The sequence below is a fragment of the Pseudomonas sp. ADPe genome (assembly GCF_014843515.1).
Classification (GTDB): Bacteria; Pseudomonadota; Gammaproteobacteria; order Pseudomonadales; family Pseudomonadaceae; genus Pseudomonas; species Pseudomonas citronellolis.
The window spans coordinates 1,660,729-1,682,900 of sequence record NZ_CP062122.1 but is presented as its reverse complement, the minus strand read 5'-3'; the positions used below and the strand labels follow the sequence as shown (position 1 = coordinate 1,682,900).

17 protein-coding genes are annotated in these 22,172 nt (G+C 68.6%); 5 read left to right on the top strand and 12 right to left on the bottom strand.

Translation table 11 applies throughout. The annotated features are described in order from the left end of the window. Window positions 1-15 precede the first annotated feature (15 nt). A complete protein-coding gene (locus tag IG194_RS07650) occupies window positions 16-558 on the top strand; it encodes a hydrolase (protein WP_058487349.1) in 543 nt (180 codons plus the stop codon). On the opposite strand, the gene rlmF is transcribed toward IG194_RS07650, so the two are convergent. The 4 genes from rlmF to IG194_RS07630 all read right to left on the bottom strand — a co-directional run bounded on the left by rlmF (window position 559) and on the right by IG194_RS07630 (window position 6,030). Continuing rightward, entirely contained in the window at window positions 559-1,548 is a 990-nt protein-coding gene (rlmF, locus tag IG194_RS07645; RefSeq protein WP_058487348.1) for a 23S rRNA (adenine(1618)-N(6))-methyltransferase RlmF, read from the bottom strand. It abuts the gene before it with no gap. A 585-nt stretch (window positions 1,549-2,133) separates the two neighbouring features. Further along, window positions 2,134-2,430 (bottom strand): winged helix-turn-helix domain-containing protein, encoded by a 297-nt coding sequence (locus IG194_RS07640; RefSeq protein ID WP_058487347.1) that lies wholly within the window; start codon window positions 2,428-2,430, stop codon window positions 2,134-2,136. Between the two features lie 17 nt (window positions 2,431-2,447). Then, window positions 2,448-4,280: an SLC13 family permease gene (locus IG194_RS07635; RefSeq protein ID WP_058487346.1), complete on the bottom strand. Its 1,833-nt coding sequence runs from the start codon at window positions 4,278-4,280 to the stop codon at window positions 2,448-2,450. 94 nt (window positions 4,281-4,374) lie between these two features. Further along, window positions 4,375-6,030 carry a thiamine pyrophosphate-binding protein gene (locus tag IG194_RS07630; protein WP_058487345.1) on the bottom strand — a complete coding sequence of 552 codons (1,656 nt, stop codon included), beginning with the start codon at window positions 6,028-6,030 and terminating at the stop codon, window positions 4,375-4,377. Between the two features lie 210 nt (window positions 6,031-6,240). Here IG194_RS07630 and IG194_RS07625 point away from each other — a divergent pair, with 210 nt between their 5' ends. Next, entirely contained in the window at window positions 6,241-8,145 is a 1,905-nt protein-coding gene (locus IG194_RS07625; protein ID WP_058487344.1) for a M14 family metallopeptidase, read from the top strand. 649 nt (window positions 8,146-8,794) lie between these two features. Here the strand turns inward: IG194_RS07625 and IG194_RS07620 are convergent. The 5 genes from IG194_RS07620 to IG194_RS07600 all read right to left on the bottom strand — a co-directional run bounded on the left by IG194_RS07620 (window position 8,795) and on the right by IG194_RS07600 (window position 14,763). Next, window positions 8,795-9,085 (bottom strand): nucleotidyltransferase family protein, encoded by a 291-nt coding sequence (locus tag IG194_RS07620; RefSeq protein ID WP_058072554.1) that lies wholly within the window; start codon window positions 9,083-9,085, stop codon window positions 8,795-8,797. Window positions 9,086-9,174: 89 nt separating this feature from the next. Further along, entirely contained in the window at window positions 9,175-12,024 is a 2,850-nt protein-coding gene (locus tag IG194_RS07615) for a valine--tRNA ligase (RefSeq protein WP_058487343.1), read from the bottom strand. 401 nt (window positions 12,025-12,425) lie between these two features. Continuing rightward, window positions 12,426-12,797: a hypothetical protein gene (locus tag IG194_RS07610; RefSeq protein ID WP_009616139.1), complete on the bottom strand. Its 372-nt coding sequence runs from the start codon at window positions 12,795-12,797 to the stop codon at window positions 12,426-12,428. 15 nt (window positions 12,798-12,812) lie between these two features. After that, window positions 12,813-13,241 carry a DNA polymerase III subunit chi gene (locus IG194_RS07605; RefSeq protein ID WP_009616140.1) on the bottom strand — a complete coding sequence of 143 codons (429 nt, stop codon included), beginning with the start codon at window positions 13,239-13,241 and terminating at the stop codon, window positions 12,813-12,815. Window positions 13,242-13,275: 34 nt separating this feature from the next. Next, window positions 13,276-14,763, bottom strand: coding sequence for a leucyl aminopeptidase (locus tag IG194_RS07600; RefSeq protein WP_058073224.1), 1,488 nt, complete (start codon window positions 14,761-14,763; stop codon window positions 13,276-13,278). Between the two features lie 200 nt (window positions 14,764-14,963). Between IG194_RS07600 and lptF the strand changes: the two genes are divergently transcribed. Next, a complete protein-coding gene (lptF, locus tag IG194_RS07595) occupies window positions 14,964-16,088 on the top strand; it encodes an LPS export ABC transporter permease LptF (protein ID WP_058073225.1) in 1,125 nt (374 codons plus the stop codon). Continuing rightward, complete coding sequence (lptG, locus tag IG194_RS07590) at window positions 16,081-17,148, top strand: LPS export ABC transporter permease LptG (protein ID WP_009616143.1); 1,068 nt, start codon at window positions 16,081-16,083, stop codon at window positions 17,146-17,148. The genes lptF and lptG overlap by 8 nt, the downstream gene beginning before the upstream one ends. 676 nt (window positions 17,149-17,824) lie before the next feature. Here lptG and IG194_RS07585 read toward each other — a convergent pair. Then, entirely contained in the window at window positions 17,825-18,337 is a 513-nt protein-coding gene (locus tag IG194_RS07585) for an RDD family protein (RefSeq protein ID WP_058072971.1), read from the bottom strand. 168 nt (window positions 18,338-18,505) lie between these two features. Here IG194_RS07585 and IG194_RS07580 point away from each other — a divergent pair, with 168 nt between their 5' ends. Further along, window positions 18,506-20,047, top strand: a complete 1,542-nt coding sequence (locus IG194_RS07580; RefSeq protein WP_058072970.1) for a cyclic diguanylate phosphodiesterase — start codon at window positions 18,506-18,508, stop codon at window positions 20,045-20,047. A gap of 78 nt (window positions 20,048-20,125) precedes the next feature. On the opposite strand, the gene IG194_RS07575 is transcribed toward IG194_RS07580, so the two are convergent. Next, complete coding sequence (locus IG194_RS07575; RefSeq protein ID WP_058487342.1) at window positions 20,126-20,458, bottom strand: hypothetical protein; 333 nt, start codon at window positions 20,456-20,458, stop codon at window positions 20,126-20,128. A 90-nt stretch (window positions 20,459-20,548) separates the two neighbouring features. Continuing rightward, complete coding sequence (locus IG194_RS07570) at window positions 20,549-21,994, bottom strand: SulP family inorganic anion transporter (protein ID WP_058487341.1); 1,446 nt, start codon at window positions 21,992-21,994, stop codon at window positions 20,549-20,551. Window positions 21,995-22,172 lie beyond the last annotated feature (178 nt).

The following is a 22,172-nucleotide window of genomic DNA, read 5'->3' as shown; positions in this document are numbered from 1 at the left end:
CCCAGGAGACTCCCCATGCTGCTCCACGCCCCCACCTCGACCCTCCTCCTCATCGACATCCAGGAACGCCTGTTCCCCGCCATCCACGACGCCGAGGCGCTGCTGCAGCACAGCGCCTGGCTGCTGGCCGTGGCGCAGCGCCTGGGCGTGCCGGTGCTGGCCACCGAGCAGTACAGCAAGGGCCTGGGCCCGACCCTGGCGCAGTTGCGCGAGCACCTGCCGGCCGCGGCCATCCTGGAGAAGATCGCCTTCTCCGCGGTGGCCGACCCTGGTCTGCTGCAACTGCCCGGCGGCGAGCGCCGGCAGTTCGTGGTGTGCGGCACCGAGGCCCACGTCTGCGTGCTGCAGAGCGTGCTCGGCCTGCTGGCCGAGGACCGCGAGGTCTATGTGGTGGCCGAGGCGGTCGGCTCGCGGCGCCCGGAGGACAAGGTCCTGGCCCTGGAGCGCATGCGCCAGGCCGGCGCGGTGATCGTCAACCGCGAGATGGTCGCCTTCGAATGGCTGGAGCGCGCCGGCAGCGAGACCTTCCGCGCCGTCAGCCGCGAGTTCATCCGCTAGTCAGCGGTACCAGGCGGCGCGCGCCTCGGCGTCGTGGAAGGTCCAGGCGACGAAGCGGCTCTGCTTCTGCCCCTGGGCCATGTCCAGGGTGCGCACCTGCAGCGCGCCGGCTTTCTTCAGGGCGCGGCGGAAGTCGTCGAGGTTGCCGGCCTTGGACACCAGCGAGCTGAACCACTGCACCTGCTGCGCCACTTCGCGGCTTTCGCTGGCCATGCGCTTGAGGAAGGCGATCTCGCCGCCCTCGCACCACAGCTCGTTGCTCTGCCCGCCGAAGTTCAGCAGCGGCAGCTTGCGCGAGGGGTCGAGCTTGCCGAGGTTCTTCCACTTGCGCCGGCTGCCGGCGCGGGCCTCTTCGGGGGAGGCGTGGAACGGCGGGTTGCACAGGCTGGCGTGGAAGCGTTCGTCGGCGTGCAGCAGGTCGTGGAAGATGTGCTGCGGCTCGCTCTGTTGGCGCAGCTCGATGGCCTCGGCCAGGCCCGGGTTGCCCAGCACTATGTTGCGCGCCGAGGCCAGGGCGGCGGGTTCGATGTCGGCGCCGAGGAAGCGCCAGCCATAGTCGCGGTGGCCGATCAGCGGGTAGATGCAGTTGGCCCCGACGCCGATGTCCAGCACCCGCACGCCGGGCCCGCGCGGCACGCAGCCTTTATTGTCCTCGGCCAGCAGGTCGGCCAGGTAGTGCACATAGTCGGCGCGGCCGGGGATCGGCGGGCAGAGGAAGTCGGCGGGGATTTCCCAGTGGCCGATGCCGTACTGCGCCTTGAGCAGCGCGCGGTTGAACACCCGCACCGCCTGCGGGTCGGCGAAGTCGATGCTGGGCTTGCCGTAGGGGTTGGTGATCACGTAGTCGCCCAACTCGGGGCTGGCGGCGATCAGGCTGGGAAAGTCGTAGCGCCCCTGGTGGCGGTTGCGCGGGTGCAGCAGGTCGGGCTTCTTCGCGGCGGGATCGCGCAGCGGTTGCGGCTTGGCGGGGCGTTTCGGCGGCTTGGGCATGGCGGGCGGCAGGGCAGGGGAGCGGAGGGCGATTTTCCCACAGAAGCGCGCCTTCTGCTTCTCGTAGGAGCGGATCTCATCCGCGAACCGCGCCGGGACGTCCGGCTATCGCGGACAAGGTCCTACGGTTCCAGGAAGCACGGCTTTTCGTAGGATGGCGTTGAGCGGAGCGATACCCATCACCCCCGGCAGCATGGGTATCGCAAGCTCAACCCATCCTACAAAAAGCACCTCGGCGCAAGTTGCTCCTACGACCGTGCTTTCCTGGAAACGTAGCGGGCCCTGCCCGCGATTCGCGCGCAGGGCGCGCTCCTACAGGGGAATGGTGTGGGTGGGGCGGCGTAGGAGCGGATCTCATCCGCGAACTGCGCCGGGACGTCCGGCTATCGCGGACAAGGTCCGCTACGGCTAGGAATGCCATGTCTCCAGGCAACCTGTAGGAGCGGGCCCTGCCCGCGATTCGCGCGCAGGGCGCGCTCCTACAGGGGAATGGCGTGGGTGGGGCGGCGTAGGAGCGGATCTCATCCGCGAACCGAGCCGATATGTCCGGCTATCGCGGACAAGGTCCGCTCCTACAAGGCGGATTCAGGGATATTCGAGGATCGCCTTGATCTTGCCCAGGTTCGCCTCGATCCAGCGCGGGTCGATGGCGCCCCAGTCGCGGATGCGGTAGTGCCCGGCGTTGTTGCGCTCGCCGGCGTGCTGTTCGAACACGCAGTCGATGTCCAGGTCGGCCAGCGCCGCCAGGGTGTCCTGGGCGGTGCGCCGGGGCATGCCGGTGGCTTCCATCAGCGCCGGCACGCTGCTGGCCTGGCCGCTGTGCACCAGCCAGGCGACGTACAGGCGGCGGTAGAAACTGCTCTTGGTCTTGCTCACTTCCATGGGCTTTCCTTGTTCGGTCAATGCAGCGGCAGCAGCCAGGGTACCAGCAACACGCTGACGATCATCACCAGCAGGGTGAAGGGCACGCCGACCCTGACGAAGTCGCCGAAGCGGTAGTGCCCGGGACCCAGCACCAGGGTGTTCACCGGCGAGGAGATGGGCGTCATGAAGGCCGCCGAGGCGGCCAGCGCCACTATCATGGCGAAGGGTTCCGGCTGGGCGCCCAGGGCCCTGGCGGTGGCGATGGCCACCGGTGCCATGAGCACGGCGGTGGCGGTGTTGGAGATGAACAGGCCGATCAGCGCGGTGAGCAGGAACAGGCTGGCGAGGATCAGGTAGGGCCCGGCGCCGCCCAGGGCCGCCACCAGGGCCTGCACCGCCAGGTCGATGCCGCCGGTCTTCTGCAGGGCCAGGGCGAAGGGCAGCATGCCGACGATCAGCACCAGGCTCTGCCAGTGGATGGCGCGGTAGGCGCTGTCCATGTCGATGCAGCGGAAGGCGCCCATCAGCAGGCAGGCGATCAGCGCGGCCAGCACATTGGGCACCAGGCCGCTGACCATCAGCAGCACCATCACCCCCAGGCTCAGCAGCGCGTGGGGCGCCTGGCTGGCCGCCGGCGCGGCCTCGTCCACCTCGGCCGGCAGGCTCAGCACCAGGAAGTCGCGGCCCTGGCCCTGGAGCTGGCGGATGTCCTTCCAGGCGCCCACCACCAGCAGGGTGTCGCCGACCTTCAGCTTGGCGTCCAGCAGGCCGTCGACCACGGCTTCGCGGTTGCGCCGCAGGCCCACCACATTGAGCCCGTACTGGCTGCGAAAGCCCAGCTGCAGGATGCTCTTGCCCAGCAGCGCGGACTCCGGCGGCAGCGTCACCTCGGCCATGCCCACCTCGTGGGCGCGCTCGGTGAAGTAGTCGCCGTGCAGGCTTAGCGGCTCCAGGCCGTATTCGTGGTAGAGGGCGAGCAGGTCGATGCCCGGCTGGTAGATGTCCACCAGCAGCACGTCGCCGACCTGCAGCACCACGTCGGCGCCGGGGCTGAGGATCTTCAGGCGGAAGCGCGCCAGGCGCTCGATGGCGATCACGTTGGTGCCGCGCTCGGTGCGCAGCTGGACGTCGCCGAGGGTCATGCCGGCCAGCGTGGAGTCGGGGCGGATGCGCAGCCGGCGTTCGCGCCCGGCCAACTGGTAGTCGCGGATCAGGTCGCGCAGCGAGCGGCGTTGCGCGGCGTTGCCGGGGCCGTCGTGGTTGTCGCCGAGCCAGCGCCGGGCCACCAGCATGTAGGCCACGCCCAGGACCAGGATCACCAGGCCGATGGGGGTGAAACTGAAGAAGCCGAAGCCCGGCTCGCCCTCGCGCACCAGTTCGCTGTGCACCACCATGTTCGGCGGCGTGGCCACCAGGGTGAGCATGCCGCTGATCAGCCCGGCGAAGCTCAGCGGCATCATCAGCCGCGCCGGCGAGACGTTCAGGCGCCCGGCGACGCTGAGCACCACCGGAATGAAGATCGCCACCACGCCGGTGGAACTCATCACCGAGCCCAGCCCGGCCACCGCCAGCATCAGCAGCACCAGCAGGCGCGTCTCGTCGCTGCCGGCCTTGTGCGTCAGCCACTCGCCGATGCGGTAGGCCACGCCGGTGCGCACCAGGCCCTCGCCGATGATGAAGAGCGCGGCGATCAGCACCACGCTGGGGTCGGCGAAGCCGGCCAGGGCTTCCTGCACGCTGAGCACGCCGCTCAGCGGCAGGGCGACCATGGCCAGCAGGGCGACCACGTCCATGCGCGGCCGGTTGACGACGAACAGCGCCACCGCGGTGGCGAGCAGGAACAGGACCCAGAGCAGTTGCGGATTCATGCGCTTCCTTAGCCGGCGAATCGGCGGGCATTGTGCCCGGGCGACGGGCGCAATGCCTTGATCCGATGCAGCTTAGCGAAGCCTTCGGCGGTTTTCAGGAAAGCCGCGCCACCGGGGTGATCTGCCGTGGGTCGGTGCGCAGCTCGATCAGCGCCGGCTTGCCGCAGGCCCGGGCGCGCTGGAAGGCGGCGGCGAAGTCCTCGGTGCGCTCGACCAGTTCGCCGTGGGCGCCGAAGGCCCGGGCCAGGGCGACGAAGTCCGGGTTGTGCAGTTCGGTGGCCGAGACGCGCCCCGGATACTCGCGCTCCTGGTGCATGCGGATGGTGCCGAGCATGCCGTTGTTGACCACGATGACGATCAGCGCGGCGCCGAACTGCACGGCGGTGGCCAGTTCCTGCGGGTACATCATGAAGCAGCCGTCGCCGGCGAAGCACACCACCTCGCGCTGCGGCTCGCGCAGCTTGGCGGCGATGGCGGCGGGGAAGCCGTAGCCCATGGCGCCGTTGGTGGGCGCCAGTTGGCTGCGGGCGGCGCGGTAGCGGTAGAAGCGGTGCACCCAGACGGCGTAGTTGCCGGCGCCGTTGCTGATCACCGCGTCCTCGGGAAGGGTTTCGGCGAGGTGGCCGACCACCGCGGCCAGGTCCACGCCCTGCAGTTCGGCGGGGCTGGCCGGCGGGGTGGAGTAGGCCAGGTAGTCGGCGCGGGCCTCGGCGGTCCACTCGGCCCAGGGGCGGTTTTCCAGGGGCGCCAGGGCGTCGAGGGCGGCGGCCATGGCCGGCAGGCTGGCCTGGATCGGCAGGTCGGCCTGGTAGACGCGGCCCAGCTCGCTGGCGTCGGGGTGGACGTGGATCAGCGTCTGCTCGGGTTTCGGGCTGCGCACCAGGGTGTAGCCGGCGCTGGGCGTCTCGCTCAGGCGCGAGCCGAGCACCAGCAGCAGGTCGGCCTCCCGCACCCGCGCAGCGAGCTTGGGCGAGGCGCCGAAGCCGAGCTGGCCGACGTACTGCTCGTCGCGGTTGTCGTACAGGTCCTGGCGGCGGAACGAGGCCACCACCGGCAGTTCGTTGGCCCGGGCGAAGCGTTGCAGGGCGCGGCGCCCGGCCTCGTCCCAGCCGGTGCCGCCGATCACCAGCAGCGGCTTGCGGGCGCGGGCGAGCAGGCTGCGCAATTCCTCCAGCGCGGCCAGCGGCGGGGCGACCTGCGCAATGCGCGGGGCGGGCGCATCCGCCACCTGCGCGGTGCCGAACAGCACTTCCTCCGGCAGGGCGACCACCACCGGGCCGGGGCGGCCGGACTGGGCCACGGCGAAGGCCCGGGCGACCACCTCGGGAATGCGCTGGATGTCGTCGATCTCCGTGGCCCACTTGGCCAGGCCGCCGAACATCTGCCGGTAGTCCACCTCCTGGAACGCCTCGCGGCCCTTGAAGGCGCTTTCCACCTGGCCGACGAAGAGGATCATCGGCGTGGAGTCCTGTTTCGCCGTGTGCACGCCGTTGGCCGCGTGGGTGGCGCCCGGCCCGCGGGTGACGAAGCAGATGCCCGGGCGCCCGGTGAGCTTGCCGTAGGCGTCGGCCATGTTCGAGGCGGCGCCTTCGTGGCGGGTGACGATGGTGCGGATCGAACGCGCGTCGTGCAGGGCATCGAGCACCGGCAGGTAGCTTTCGCCGGGGATGCAGTAGACGGTGTCCACCGCGTTGCGCAGCAGGGCTTCGACGAGGATCTGGCCGCCATTGCGGGCGGGGAGGTCGGACATGGTGCGGGCTCCTGTGGAAGTCGGGACGGCGGCTTTCCGGGCCGCGCTGGCGCGTCGATCTTCGGCCCAAAGCCTGCGCCGCGCCAAGCGAGCTTTCTTCGGGTAGTCATTCCACCCCGGAATGACGTCTGCGACAACCGGCCCCTTCGGCCGCGCGGATCATGGTCTAAGGTTCTCGGGGCCATGGCTCACCGCGAAAGGAGGCCCACCATGCGCCATCGAGGATTCCACCCGCTGTACGCCGCGCTGCTGCTGAGCGGCAGCCTGCCGGCCCTGGCCGCACTGCCCCAGGCGCCCGGCTACGTCGACGACAGCGGCTACCCGGCGGCCGCCAGGCAGCGCATCCTGCCGCCGATGTTCGAGCAGAAGCTGGCCAGCACCCGCTACCTGGCCAAGCCCGACGATCCGCTGATCACCCTGGCCGAGTCCAGCGGCTTCCGGCAGACCAGCGACTACCAGCAGACCCGCGAGTACCTGAAGAAGTTGGCCGATGCGTCCGGCGGCAGGTTGCAGCTGAGCGAGCTGCCGGAAAAGAGCGCCAGCGGCGAGCCGATGCTGCTGGTGACCGCGTCCACCGAGGCCGACAAATCGCCGGCCGGGCTGAACGGCTCGGGCAAGCCGACGCTCTTCGTCGAGGCCGAGATCCACCCCGGCGAGGCCAACGGCAAGGACGCCATGTTCATGCTGCTGCGCGACATGACCGCCGGGGCCAAGCCACTGGCCGGGCTGCTGGAGAAGGTCAACATCCTCTTCATCCCCACCGTGAACGTCGACGGCGATCTACGCCGCAGCCCCTACGGGCGCATCAACCAGAACGGCCCGGAGGTCACCGGCTGGCGCGTCAACGGCCAGAATCTCAACCTCAACCGCGACTTCACCAAGCTCGACAGCGCGGAAATCCGCAACGTCGCCTGGGTGTTCAACCAGTACGACCTGAGCTTCTTCGCCGACACCCACTCCACCGACGGCGCCATGTACCCCTACGACAGCTCCTACTGCCACAACGGCAACGGCTGGTCGCCGGCGTCCAGCCAGTGGATGGACAAGGTCATGCGCGGCCCGGTGTACAAGGAGCTGGAGGGCGACGGCCACGTGGTGCACGAGTGCATCAGCCTCAACGACAACCAGGACCCGGCCAAGGGCTACTACCCCTACCGCACGGACCTGGCGCGCTTCTCCAACCAGTACGGCGACATCCGCAACGTGCCCTCGATCCTCATCGAGCAGCACGCGCTGCATCCCTACGAAACCCAGGTGCTGGGCAACTACGTGATGCTCAAGGCGATGTTCCGGGTGATCGGCGACCACGCCGACTCGCTCAAGGCCGCCATCGCCAAGGACCGCGAGCGCCTGGAGGCGCAGAAGGAGGTGATCCTCACCTGGAAGCCGGGCAAGGAGCAGCACACGCCCTTCGTCGTCGGCGACTACCGCTACGAGCAATCGCCCATCACTGGCGCCAGGACCATTGTCTGGAGCAACAAGCCGAAGACCTTGCAGGTGCCGATCAGCGACAACTCGGTGCCCGACCTGGTGGTCAAGCGGCCGAAACAGTACGTGGTGCCGGTGCAGTGGAGCGAGGTCATCGCCCGGCTCAAGGCCCACGGCATCCGCATGAAGACCCTGGAGCAGCCGACCGCCATCGAGGTCACCCTGTACCGCATGGACGACATCAAGCTGGCCGGCGGCTTCGAACCGGACCGCGCGGCGGCCAACGAAATCCCCGGCTACGAGGGGCACCTGCTGGTCAGCGGAACCGGCAAGCCGTTCCAGCGCCTGCAGACCTTCCCGGCAGGCTCGGTGGTGATCGACACCGACCAGCCGCTGGGTGTGCTGGCGATCAACCTGCTGACCGCCGAGAGCCCGGATTCCTTCTGGTCCTGGGGCTTCTTCAACTCGACGCTGGTGTCCGCGGAAGAGCCGGAGGAGTACGTGATGGAGCCGATGGCGCGCAAGATGCTCGCCGAGGACCCGCAGCTGAAGGCCGAGTTCGAGAAAAAGCTGAAGGAGGACAAGGCCTTCGCCAAGGACCCGCATGCGCGGCTGGAATGGTTCTACCAGCGCACGCCCTTCTATGACGTGAATGCCTACGTCTACCCGGTTGGCACGGTGTTCTGAGGGACAGAGGCTCTTCCTACGAGAAGCCGGGCCCGCCGGTATGGTAGGACTCCGCACGCGATGGACCGAACGCCGGCCCTGCCGGCGCAATCGCGGATGAGATCCTACGACGGCATTTCTCCTGTACCTGTAGGAGCGGGCCCTGCCCGCGAATCGCGCGCAGGGCGCGCTCCTACAGGGGAATGGCGCAGGTGGGGCAGCGTAGGATCTCATCCGCGAATCGCGCCGGTGGCTTGGTTCATCGCGGACAAGGTCCGCTCCTACGAGGAAACTCCATGCCTCACGACAACTGTAGGAGCGGGCCCTGCCCGCGAATCGCGCGCAGGGCGCGCTCCTACAGGGGAATGGCGCAGGTGGGGCGGCGTAGGAGATCTCATCCGCGAATTGCGCCAGTAGCTTGGGCTATCGCGGACAAGGTCCGCTCCTACGAGGAAACTCCATGCCTCACGACAACTGTAGGAGCGGGCCCTGCCCGCGATTCGCGCGCAGGGCGCGCTCCTACAGGGGAATGGCGCAGGTGGGGCAGCGTAGGAGCGGATTCATCCGCGAATCGCGTCGGAGCCTCCGGCTATCGCGGACATAGCTCAGGACTTTCTCCGCGCAGGTGATCATGTCGTCGACGTAGAAGTGCCAGACTCGTCCGGACGCCTCAGACATTCACCGCCTCCGCCTCGATGAAGGGCCGCAGTTCGGGGCGCAGGGCCTTTTCGGTGACCAGGTCGACGCTGCTGCCCAGCAGGTCCTCGAGGTAGAACTGCACGCCGAAGTAGCGCTCGGAGGTGGCGGGGCCGTCGAAGGCCACCAGGATGTCCACGTCGCTGTCGGGGCCTGCGGCATCGCGCACGGTGGAGCCGAACAGGGCGAGCCGGACCACGCCGAAGCGCTCGGCCAGCTCGGGCTTGCAGCTTTGCAGCAGGTTCAGGGCGTTGGTGCGGTTCATGGCGGTGGCCGGGCTCCGGGGATACGCCAGAAGGTAGCACAAGCGAAAAGCACAAGGCCCGCATTCGCGGGCCTTGTGGATGACGCCTGTTACAGGCTGGCGATCTTCTCGCGCTGCTGGATCAGGTTGGTCACCGCCTGCTCGGCTTCGGCGAGCTTGGCGCGTTCCTTCTCGATCACTTCGGCCGGGGCCTTGGCGACGAAGCCTTCGTTGGCCAGCTTGCCGCCCACGCGCTTGACCTCGCCTTCCAGACGCTGGATTTCCTTGTCCAGGCGCGCCAGTTCGGCGGCCTTGTCGATCAGCCCGGCCATGGGCACCAGCACTTGCAGCTCGCCCACCAGCGCGGTGGCCGACATCGGCGGCTCCTCGCCTTCGTCGAGCACGCGCACCGACTCCAGCTTGGCCAGCTTCATCAGCAGCGGCTCGTTGTCGGCCAGGCGGCGGTGGTCTTCGGGGGAGGCGTTGTTCAGCACCAGGTCGATGCGCTTGGCCATGGAGATGTTCATCTCGCCGCGGATCTGGCGGATACCCAGCATCAGCTGCTTGACCCACTCGATGTCGCCTTCGGCGGCGGCGTCGATCTTCGCCTCGTCGGCCACCGGCCAGGGTTGCAGCATCAGCGTGTCGCCGCTCTTGCCGGCGGAGGCCTTGATGCGCTGCCAGATTTCCTCGGTGATGAAGGGCATGAACGGGTGCGCCAGGCGCAGCGCGGTCTCCAGCACGCGCACCAGGGTGCGGCGGGTGCCGCGCTGGCGCTCGATGGGCGCGTTCTCGTCCCACAGCACCGGCTTGACCAGTTCCAGGTACCAGGCGCAGTACTCGTCCCAGACGAACTCGTAGAGGGCCTGGGTGGCCAGGTCGAAGCGGAAGGCGTCGAGCTGGCGGGCGACTTCCTGCTCGGTGCGCTGCAGGGCGGAGATGATCCAGCGGTCCACCGCGGACAGCTCGACCGGCTCGCCGTTCACGCCGGTGTCCCGGCCATCGGTGTTCTCGATGACGAAGTTGGCGGCGTTCCACAGCTTGTTGCAGAAGTTGCGGTAGCCCTCGACGCGGCCCATGTCGAACTTGATGTCGCGGCCGGTGGAGGCCAGCGAGCAGAAGGTGAAGCGCAGGGCGTCGGTGCCGTAGCTGGCGATGCCTTCGGGGAACTCGGCGCGGGTCTGCTTGGCGATCTTCTCGGCGAGCTTGGGCTGCATCATGCCGCTGGTGCGTTTTTCCAGCAGCGCGTCGAGGCTGATGCCGTCGACGATGTCCAGCGGGTCGAGCACGTTGCCCTTGGACTTGGACATCTTCTGGCCCTGGCCGTCGCGCACCAGGCCGTGGACGTACACGGTCTTGAACGGGATCTGCGGGGTGCCGTCCTCGTTCTTGATGAGGTGCATGGTCAGCATGATCATGCGCGCCACCCAGAAGAAGATGATGTCGAAGCCGGTCACCAGCACGTCGGTGGGGTGGAAGGTCTTCAGGTATTCGGTCTGTTCCGGCCAGCCGAGGGTGGAGAAGGTCCACAGGCCCGAGCTGAACCAGGTGTCCAGCACGTCCTCGTCCTGGCGCAGCTTGGCGTCGCCGAGGTTGTGCTTGGCGCGCACTTCGGCCTCGTCGCGGCCGACGTAGACGTTGCCGGCCTCGTCGTACCAGGCCGGGATGCGGTGGCCCCACCACAGCTGGCGGCTGATGCACCAGTCCTGGATGTCGCGCATCCAGCTGAAGTACATGTTCTCGTACTGCTTGGGCACGAACTGGATGCGGCCGTCTTCCACGGCGGCGATGGCGGGTTCGGCCAGCGGCTTGGTGGAGACGTACCACTGGTCGGTCAGCCAGGGCTCGATGACGGTGCCGGAGCGGTCGCCCTTGGGCACTTTCAGCGCGTGGTCGTCGATCTTCTCCAGCAGGCCCCTGGCCTCGAAGTCGGCGACGATCTGCTTGCGCGCGACGAAGCGGTCCAGGCCGGCGTAGGCGGCCGGCAGGCTGGCGTCGACATCCGGGTTGACGCTGCCGTCGAGCTTGAACACCTGGGCGGTGGCGAGGACGGCGGCGTCCTTGTCGAAGATGTTGATCAGCGGCAGGTCGTGGCGCTTGCCGACTTCGTAGTCGTTGAAGTCGTGGGCCGGGGTGATCTTCACGCAGCCGGTGCCGAACTCGCGGTCGACGTAGTCGTCGGCGATGATCGGGATGCGCCGGCCCACCAGCGGCAGCTCGACGAAGGTGCCGATCAGGGCCTGGTAGCGCTCGTCCTCCGGGTGCACGGCGACCGCGCTGTCGCCGAGCAGGGTTTCCGGGCGGGTGGTGGCGACCACCAGGTGGTCCTTGCCGTCGGCGGTCTTGTGGCCGTCGGCCAGGGGGTAGCGCAGGTGCCAGAGGTGGCCCTTCTCGTCGTGGTTCTCCACTTCCAGGTCGGAAATGGCGGTGTGGAACTTGGTGTCCCAGTTGACCAGGCGCTTGCCGCGGTAGATCAGGCCGTCGTCGAACAGGCGGACGAAGGCTTCCTTCACCGCGTTGGACAGGCCGTCGTCCATGGTGAAGCGCTCGCGCGACCAGTCCACCGAGGAGCCCAGGCGGCGGATCTGCCGAGTGATGGTGCCGCCGGACTGTTCCTTCCACTCCCAGACCTTCTCCAGGAACTTCTCGCGGCCGAGGTCGTGGCGCGCGATGCCCTGGGCGGCCAACTGGCGCTCCACCACCATCTGGGTGGCGATGCCGGCGTGGTCGGTGCCCGGCTGCCACAGGGTGTTGCGGCCCTGCATGCGGCGGTAGCGGATCAGCGCGTCCATGATGGCGTTGTTGAAGCCGTGGCCCATGTGCAGGCTGCCGGTGACGTTCGGCGGCGGGATCATGATGGTGTACGGCTCGCCGGAACCCTGCGGGGCGAAGTAGTTGTTCTGCTCCCAGGTGGGGTACCAGTGGGATTCGATGGCGTGGGGCTGGTAGGTCTTGTCCATGAGCGCGGCGGGACCCTGTTAGCGGCTAGACGGAAAACCGGAGAGTATAACGGCTGCCGAGGGGCGGCGGCCACCGGCGATCAGGGGGCTGGAGGGGGCCGTTCGGCGTGGGCGGGAGGTCCGGTGTCAACCTGTAGGAGCGGGCCCTGCCCGCGAAATCGCGCGCAGGGCGCGCTCCTACAATGGGCAGGATGGAGTTACGGAGGTGGCCCCGTTGCCCTCATCCCAGCCCTCTCCCGGAGGGAGAGGGGGCCGTTCGGCGTGTGCGGGAGGGCCGGTGTCAACCTGTAGGAGCGGGCCCTGCCCGCGATTCGCGCGCAGGGCGCGCTCCTACAATGGGCGTGGTGTGAGGTGACCCGTAGGAGCGGATCTCATCCGCGATCGCGCCGGCAGGGCCGGCGTCAGGGCTTGCGTTGGGCCAGCAGCCTTTGCAGGCGCGCTTCCAGGCGGCGCTGCAGTTCGGCTTCGATCTGCGGCACGAAGTCGTCGATCACGTCCTGCAGGATCAGTTGCGCGGCGGCGCGCAGTTCGCTGTCCAGGCGGGCCTGTTCGCGGTTGTGGCCCGCCGGGGGCAGGTCGTCCTCGGGCTCTTCCTCGGCCGGGGCCGGCCGCGGCGAGGCCTGGACCACGTCGGAGAGCAGCGGGATGTTGTCCGGCTCGAAGGATTCGGTGAGCAGGGGCGGTTCGCCATCCGGCTCGCCGAGCAGGTCGTGGATCGACTCCAGGTCGTCGAGCAGGTGGTCGGGGTCTTGCGGTGGCTTGCGGCTGTCCATTTTTCCGGTAGAGCGTCAGAGGCGCGGCAGGCGATGGTCCTGCAAAGGATAGCCCTGCTCGCGGTAGAAGCGGAAATTCTCCCGCGCCGCCTGGCGGATGGCCGGCTCCTCCACCACCAGTTCGGCGATGCGCGAGAACTCGCCGGCGAAGGCCGGCACCGCCAGCGTCAGGTTGATCAGCAGGTCGCGGCGGCCCGCCGGCGGCTCGCCCAGGCCCAGGGTGACCGGGGCCTGGGCGTCTTCCTCGGCGGCGTTGTGCGGCACGAAGGCTTCCTTGCGGAAGCTCCACAGGCGCGCGTCCAGGGCTTCGCGCTGAGTTTCGTCGGCGCACAGCAGGTACACCCGCATGCCCTGCCGCCAGGCCTTGTCGGCCAGGCGGCAGGCGATGGTCAGGCGCGCGTCGGGATCGGCGCTGGGGATGACGTAGAAGTCGACCCGCGTCATGCCGGCGATCCCATCGAACGATTGCGCTTTGCCATTACTTCACGCGGTCCAGCAGGTACTGGGTGAGCAGCGGCACCGGGCGGCCGGTGGCGCCCTTGTCCTTGCCGCCGCTGATCCAGGCAGTGCCGGCGATGTCCAGGTGCGCCCAGTGGTACTTCTTGGCGAAGCGCGAGAGGAAGCAGCCGGCGGTGATGGTGCCGGCCTTCGGCCCGCCGATGTTGGCGATGTCGGCGAAGGGGCTGTCCAGCTGTTCCTGGTACTCGTCGAACAGCGGCAGTTGCCAGGCGCGGTCGTCGGCGTGCTCGCCGGCCTTGAGCAACTGGCGCACCAGGGCGTCGTTGTTGCCCATCAGGCCCGAGGTGTTGGCGCCCAGGGCGACGATGCAGGCGCCGGTGAGGGTGGCGATGTCCACCACCGCCTGCGGCTTGAAGCGCTCGGCGTAGGTCAGGGTGTCGCACAGCACCAGGCGGCCTTCGGCGTCGGTGTTGAGGATTTCCACGGTCTGCCCGCTCATGGTGGTGACGATGTCGCCGGGGCGGGTGGCGCGGCCGCTGGGCATGTTCTCGGCGCAGGCCAGCAGGCCCACCAGGTTGATCGGCAGCTGCAGCTCGAGCACCGCGCGGAAGGTGCCGAAGACGCTGGCGGCGCCGCACATGTCGAACTTCATCTCGTCCATGCCCAGGCCGGGCTTGAGGCTGATGCCGCCGGTGTCGAAGGTGATGCCCTTGCCCACCAGCGCGTAGGGCGCCTCGTCCTTCTTGCCGCCGTTGTACTGCAGCACGATCAGCCGCGGCGGCTGCTCGCTGCCCTGGGCCACGGCGAGGAAGGCGCCCATGCCCAGCTCGCGGAGTTTCTTCTCGTCCAGCACCTCGACCTTGAGGTTCTTGTGCGCCTTGGCCAGGGCCTTGGCCTCGTCGGCCAGGAAGCTGGGGTGGCAGAGGTTCGGCGGCAGGTTGCCGAGGTCGCGGGTCAGGGCCATGCCGTTGGCGATGGCCTGGGCCTGCCTGGCGCCCTGCTCGACGGCGGGGGCGTCGGCCTTGTCGGCCAGCAGGGTGATCTTCTTCAGCTTGGGCGCGTCGGCCTTCTGGCTCTTGAAGCGGTCGAACACGTACAGGCCATCGGCCAGCGTCTCCACCAGCAGGCGCGCCTTGCCGTGGGCGTCGCGGCCCTTGACCGCCAGGTCGCCCAGGGCCAGCACGGCGTCGCCGCCGCCCAGGCTCTTCAGGCTGGCCAGCACCGAGGAAACCAGTTTGCGGTATTGGCGGTCGGAGAGTTCGCGCTCCTTGCCCGCGCCCACCAGCAGCACGCGTTCGGCCTTAAGGTTGGGCAAAGCTTGCAGGAGTAAGGTCTGGCCGACCTTGCCGGCCAGGTCGCCGCGCTTGAGCAGGGCGGCGATGGCGCCGCCGCTGGCGGCGTCCACGGCCTGGGCCACGGTGCCGAGCTTGCGGCCTTCGCCGACGGCGAGCACCAGGGTGGCGGTCTTCAGGGTTTGCGGACTGACGCTTTTTACAAGGAATTCCATGACAAGGTGTCCCCGGAGCGAAGGGTCGAAGTGGCGGGTGGTCGGCGACCCGTCCCGGTGTCTGCGCAGTGACAGGCCCGGCGAATCGCAGGATAATGCCGCGTATTTTTCACCGGCCCGCTGCAATGCGGGCCGGCAGTGCCTCACGGCGGCTAGTTTGAGCGTAGCCGCCCGAGCGTGACAACCCTGGAGTGCCCGGTTTGATTGTCTTCCGTTACCTGTCCCGTGAAGTGTTGGTCACCATGAGCGCGGTGAGCGCCGTGCTGCTGGTGATCATCATGAGCGGCCGCTTCATCAAGTACCTGGCGCAGGCCGCCCAGGGCATGCTGGACCCCGGCTCGCTGTTCATGATCATGGGCGTGCGCCTGCCCGGCTTCCTCCAGCTGATCCTGCCCCTGGGGCTGTTCCTCGGCATCCTGCTGGCCTATGGCCGGCTGTACCTGGAAAGCGAGATGACGGTGCTCACCGCCACCGGCATGAGCCAGCAGCGCCTGCTGGCCTACAGCATGGCGCCGGCGGCGCTGATCGCCCTGCTGGTGGCCTGGCTGAGCCTGTCCCTGGCGCCCCAGGGCATCGCCCAGATGCAGCTGATCCTGAACAAGCAGGACGCCATGACCGAGTTCGACACCCTGGCGCCGGGCCGCTTCCAGTCGATGCGCGACGGCTCGCGGGTGACCTACACCGAGCAGCTGAGCAACGACCGCACCGAGCTGGGCGGGGTGTTCATCTCCGACAAGAACCCGCCGCGCAACGGCCAGGACCGCGGCCTCGCGGTGCTGGTGGCGACCAGCGGCGAGCAGCAGATCCACCCCGACGGCAGCCGCTACCTGATCCTCAAGGACGGCTTCCGCTACGACGGCGTGCCCGGCCAGGCCGACTACCGCGCCATCAGGTACGACACCTACGGCGTGCTGCTGCCCAAGCCGGAGGTGAGCAGCGAGATCGACGACCGCGACGCCATCCCCACCAGCGACCTGTTCGCCAGCAAGGAGCCGCGCATGCGCTCGGAGCTGCAGTGGCGCTTCTCCATCCCGCTGCTGGTGTTCATCGTCACCCTGCTGGCGGTGCCGCTGTCCAAGGTCAACCCGCGCCAGGGCCGCTTCCTCAAGCTGCTGCCGGCGGTGCTGCTGTACATGGCCTACCTGGCGCTGCTGATCGCCGCCCGCGGCATGCTCGACAAGGGCAAGATCCCCATGGCCCTGGGGCTGTGGTGGGTGCATGCGATCTTCCTGGCCATCGGCCTGCTGCTGGCCTTCTGGGAACCGCTGAGTCTGAAATGGGCGGCCTCGCGCGCACGCTCCGTGAAGGAGCGCAAGCATGCGTAAGCTCGACCGCTACATCGGCATCACCATTTTCGTCGCCATCCTCGCCGTGCTGGGGGTGATCCTCGGCCTGGCCCTGCTGTTCGCCTTCATCGATCAGCTCGGTGCCCTGGACGAGAACTACACCCTGGGCGTGGCCCTGAAATACGTGCTGCTCACCGCGCCCAGCCGCGCCTACGACATGCTCCCGATGGCCGCGCTGATCGGCTGCCTGGTGGGCCTGGGCACCCTGGCCAGCAACAGCGAGCTGACCATCATGCGCGCCGCCGGGGTGTCGCTGCAGCGCATCGTCTGGGCGGTGATGAAGCCGATGCTGGTGCTGATGTTCGCCGGCATCCTGATCGGCGAGTACGTGGTGCCCTACACCGAGACCCAGGCCCAGAGCGACCGCGCCCTGGCGCAGAGCAGCGGCGGCGCGGTCAGCTCGCGCAACGGCCTGTGGCACCGCCAGGGCCAGGAATTCATCCACATCAACGTGGTGCAGGCCGACGGCACCCTGCTGGGCGTGACGCGCTACGACTTCGCCGAGGGCCACGTGCTCAAGAGCGCCAGCTTCGCCAAGCGCGCGGTGTTCCGCGACGGCCAGTGGACGCTGGAAGAGGTGAGCACCACGCTGCTGCACCCGCAGGAGAAGCGCAGCGAAGTGGTCAGTGCGCCGTCGGAGGCCTGGAACATCCAGCTCAGCCCGCAACTGCTCAGCACCGTGGTGATGGAGCCCGAGGCCCTGTCCATCAGCGGCCTGTGGGAATACATCCACTACCTCAAGGACCAGGGCCTGAGCACCAACCGCTACTGGCTGGCGTTCTGGACCAAGGTGCTGCAGCCGGCGGTGACCGCGGCCCTGGTGCTGATGGCCATCTCCTTCATCTTCGGCCCGCTGCGCAGCGTGACCCTCGGCCAGCGGGTGTTCACCGGGGTGCTGGTGGGCTTCACCTTCCGCATCGCCCAGGACCTGCTGGGGCCGTCGAGCCAGGTATTCAACTTCCCGCCGCTGTTGGCGGTGTTGCTGCCGGCGGCGATCTGTGCGCTGCTGGGGGCGTGGTTGCTCAAGCGGGCGGGGTGATATCCCGGGGCTGGCCGGGCCGGTGATTCGGCGCGGCCTGCGGGTCCTACATGGCTGGCACGCCCATCTATCCCCCCGTCATTCCCGCGAACGCGGGAACCCAGCTGCCTTGGCTTGGGTGTTTCTGCGCCGCTCCGAGTCTGCCCGACCGTCTTGTTTCGCCCCCTCGGGCGAGTCCCTTTTGTCAAACGCCACAAAAGGAACCAAAAAGGCTTGCCCCGACATACGGGCCCGATGGAGCCGGGCTACCCTCGCGAACTCCCCCGCCACGGAGGCCCGCCCCGAGGGTACGTCCCTGTAGCCCATCGGGGCTCTCGCGACATCCATGTCGCATGACCTCCTGAGCGCCGGTTTCGCTCGGCCTTCTGAAGGGGCGTTTCGGAGTGCGCGGATGTTTCTCTGGAAGACCAAAAGCCAGAGCAAACGCGCTTTGGCTTTTGCTTTTCGTAGGAGCGAGCTTGCTCGCGAACCCCGCAGTCACTGGGTTCCCGCGTTTGCGGGAATGACGGGGTGAGGTTAGGCGTTTCAGGATGACTCCGAACTTCCCACTCACTCCGAACAGCCCCCTCTCCCTTCAGGGAGAGGGTTGGGGAGAGGGCGCTCTTAACCCCAACACCTACGCCCCCGGCAAACCCCCTGCGCGAGCAAGCTCGCTCCTACAAAAAACGCCCCAGCCTCACCCCAGCCCCTGCGTCGCCTTGCGCACCGCCTTGGGAATCTGGATCACCACGCTCTCCGAATAGCGGTCGTGCCAGGTGCGCTTGTCCTTGTCCCAGAGCATCCACAGGAAGCCCAGCCCGCCGCAGGCCCAGGAACCGATGGCGATCATGAAGCGCAGCAGCGCTTGCATCAGGCTGATCGGCGTGCCGTCGGCGTTCTGCACGCGCACGCCCCAGACCTGCATGCCGAGGGTCTGGCCCTTGTGCGTCCAGAACTTGGCGAAAAAGGCGAACAGGCTGATGAACAGCAGGCTGGACAGCAGCGGGTCGCCGACCAGAGCGCCCTGGTCGGCGAGCTGCCGGAGCTTTTCGCCGCCCAGGAGCAGGCGCAGCAGCACCTGCTGGTAGAGCAGGGTGACCACCATCAGCAGGGCCACGCAGAGCAGGAAGTCGTAGAACATGGCCGCGAAGCGGCGCAGCAGGGGCGCGGGGGGGAAGTTCCCCTCCGGCTGGAGTCGGGCTTTGGGCATGGCGTCGTTCGGCGCTCGGAGCAGGGACGAGGGCGGGGATTATACGACCTTTGGCCGATCGCCACCGAGGCCAGGGTGCCGCAGGCGGAATGATCTACGCTGGTTTCAGGCGCCCGCTCAGGCTGCTCGCCGAGCCCGATGACAGCGGCGGCGCCCGGGATGACACGGATGCCTGGATCGAGCAAAGTCCGGCGCCTGCTCTGGCGCCTGTGCGTTTCCCTGCTGGTCGCCCTGCTGCCGCTGCTGCTGGGCGGGGGCATCATCTATTGGCAGACCCTGGTCAGCCTCCAGCGCGAAGCGGGGCTCGCCTCGAGCGAGGCGCTGCATCTGATCGACATCATGCTCGGCAACGCCGCCGGCTCGGCGCGGGCCACCATCGCCTACGCCGAAGGGCCCTGCTCCGTGGCCGAGCTGGTGCTGCGCGAGCAGGTCGCCACCGTGCCCTTCGTACGCACCGTCAACCTGGTGCGTGACGACCGGGTGTTCTGCAGCTCGCTGTTCGGCAACGTCGACGAAGCGGTGAACACGGCCGATTTCGTCGACGGGCGCCTCAACCTGTTGCCCGGCAATGCGGTGACGCCGGACTTCGCGCTGATCGTGTACCGCCTGGCCGAAGGCCCCGCCGCCGTGCTGGCGGCGGTGGACGGGCGCTACCTGAGCAACGTCCTGCAACTGGTGGACCAGCGCAGCGAACTGCTGGTCCAGGTCGGCCCGCGCTGGATGGACGAGGCGGGCGAGGTGCACGAGGGCGCGCCCGACGCCTTCCCCCTGGCCGAAACGCGCCAGGCCTCGACGCGCTTTCCCTACCAGGTGGTCGGCGGCTTCCCGGCCGGCGCCCAGTGGGGTGTGATGCGCGACGACTACTGGCCGCTGTTCGCCATGCTGGCGGTGCTTGGCGGGCTGTTCGGCCTCGGTTGCCACTGGATGCTGGGGCGCGCGGCGACGCCTGCTCGCGAGATCGAGCGGGCCATGTACGCCGGCGAATTCGTGCCCTTCCTCCAGCCGCTGGTGGACGCCGCCAGCGGCCGCTGGATCGGCGCCGAGGTGCTGATGCGCTGGCGCCACCCCCGCGCGGGGCTGGTCAGCCCGGACATCTTCATCCCCCTGGCCGAGCAGAGCGGCCTGATCGTGCCCATGACCCGCGCGCTGTTGCAGCAGTTGGCGGCGCAACTGCCGAAGCACGCGCACCTGCTGGGCGAGGGTTTCCACCTGGGCGTCAACGTCAGCGCCGTGAATTGCCGCAGCAGCAGCCTGTTGACCGATTGCCTGGACTTCCTCGGCGCCTTCCCGGTGGGTTCGGTGCAACTGATGCTGGAGCTGACCGAGCGCGAACTGATCGACACCCCCACCGACGACCTGCTCGGCTGCCTGCGCGACCTGGGCGTGACCCTGGCGATAGACGACTTCGGCACCGGCCATTCCAGCCTGGCCTACCTGCGCCGCTTCCGCGTGGATGCCCTGAAGATCGACAAGAGCTTCGTCGCCACCGTCGACGACGACAGCCGCTCCCGGCACATCCTCGACAGCATCCTCGACCTCTGCGACCGCCTGGACCTGCAGGTCATCGCCGAAGGCATCGAGACGCCGGCGCAGCGCGACTACCTGGCGGCCCGCGGCGTGCCCTGCCTGCAGGGCTACCTGTTCGGCAAGCCGATGCCGCTGGCGGAGTTCGTCGCCGAACTGGAGCGCCGCGTCCGCGCGGGCGTCTAGGACGGTGGTGGACTGAACTGCGTATGCCGAGCCCATACCGACGGCGCCCAGCGGGCACCGTCGGCAGCGCAGCGGCGATCAGACGTAAGCTTGGGCGCGGCGGTTGCCGCGGGGCAGGCGGGTCTTGCCGGACAGGGCGCTCAGGCGCGCCTGCCAGGCTTGCCGGGCGGCGTCGCGGCCGGATTGCGCCGGTGCCGGGGCGCGGGCGGGCTGCTTGCTCTTCGGCGCCGCAGCCGGCGCAGGCTTCGGGACGGCGGGCGCGCTGCCCGCGGCTTCCTGCGCCTGGGTGAAGGCGTTGGTGCGGCGGCAGGTCTTGCAGCTGACCTGCGCGACGTCCTGCGAGCCCGCCACGTTCGGGTCGCTGCGGCCGCAGGCGGCCTGGCTGGTGCCAATCAGGAAGTGAGTGACCATGTGGACCTCCTAGTCAAAAAAGGGGCGGCATTATTCCACAGGGTTCCCGGCGCGCCAGCGCTGCCGGTCATTTTCGGATGAACGTCCGAATCAGCCGTGCTGCACCCCGGCGCGTTTGAGCAACTGCTTGCAGCGCTCGGACAGGTGCACCACGCGCAGGTGCTTGCCGGCCCTGGCGTAGCGCTCGCGCAGAGTCTTCAGCGCGGCGATGGCCGAGTAGTCGACGAAGCTCAGGTGGCGGCAGTCCAGGGTGACCTGCGGCGGGTCGCCGGCCGGGTCGAACTGCTCCAGGAAGGGCGTGGTGGAGGCGAAGAACAGCGTGCCGTGGAGGCGGTAGAGCTTGCTGCCGTCGGCCTCCAGGTGGCTGTCGGCGTAGAGTTCGCGGGCGTGCTTCCAGGCGAAGTCCAGGGCGGCGGCGACGATGCCGCAGAGCACGGCGGTGGCCAGGTCGGTGAACACGGTGATGACGGTCACCACGACGATCACCAGCACGTCGCTCGCCGGCACCTTGTTCAGCACCCGCAGCGAGGCCCAGGCGAAGGTCTGCTGGGCCACCACGAACATCACCCCGACCAGCGCCGCCAGCGGGATGCGCTCGATCAGCGGGGAGAGGAACAGCACGAAGAGCAGGATCATCACCCCGGCGACCACCCCGGAAACCCGCCCGCGGCCGCCGGAGCCGAGGTTGATCATGGTCTGGCCGATCATGGCGCAGCCGCCCATGCCGCCGAACGCCCCGGAGACCATGTTGGCCGCGCCCAGGGCCACGCACTCGCGGTCCGGGTAGCCGCGGCTCCGGGTGATTTCGTCGGTGAGGTTGAAGGTCAGCAGGGTTTCCAGCAGGCCGACCAGCGCCATGAGGATGGCGTAGGGCGCAATGATCCGCAGCGTCTCCAGGTTCCACGGCACCTGCGGCAGGGCGAAGGCGGGCAGGCCGCCGGCGATGTGCGCCATGTCGCCGAGGGTGCGCGTGGGCAGGCCGAGCAGGAACACCAGCAGGCCGACGCCGAGGATCGCCACCAGCGCCGGCGGCACCGCGCGGGTCAGCTTCGGCAGCAGGTAGACGATGGCCATGGTCAGCGCCACCAGGCCCAGCATCAGGTACAGCGGCGCGCCGCCGAGCCAGGCCCCGCCGGTCTTGAAGTGCTCCAGCTGGGCCAGGGCGATGACGATCGCCAGGCCGTTGACGAAGCCCAGCATCACCGGGTGCGGCACCATGCGCACCAGCTTGCCCAGGCGCAGCAGGCCGAAGGCGATCATCACCAGGCCGCCCAGCAGCACGGTGGCCAGCAGGTACTGCACGCCGTGCTGCACCACCAGCGCCACTATCACCACGGCCATGGAGCCGGCGGCCCCGGAAACCATGCCCGGCCGGCCGCCGAACAGGGCGGTGAGGGTGCAGATGAAGAAGGCGCCGTACAGGCCCATAAGCGGGTTGAGATGCGCCACCAGGGCGAAGGCGATGCACTCGGGCACCAGGGCGAAGGACGTGGTGAGGCCGGCCAGGATGTCGGCGCGCAGACGGGCGGGTTTCATGGCGTTCCTGAGGTCAGGGCCGGTGGTGCCGGCCGCGGGTGGTGCGGATAGAGGGCGCGCATGGTACGCAATGCCGCATGCTCGAACCAGTCGCGGCGCATGCCGTTTTGTCCGAGCCCCATCCCGGTGCTTCCCTCATGGCGAAGGGTTCGCTGCCCACAGGTGGCAGCGAACCCTT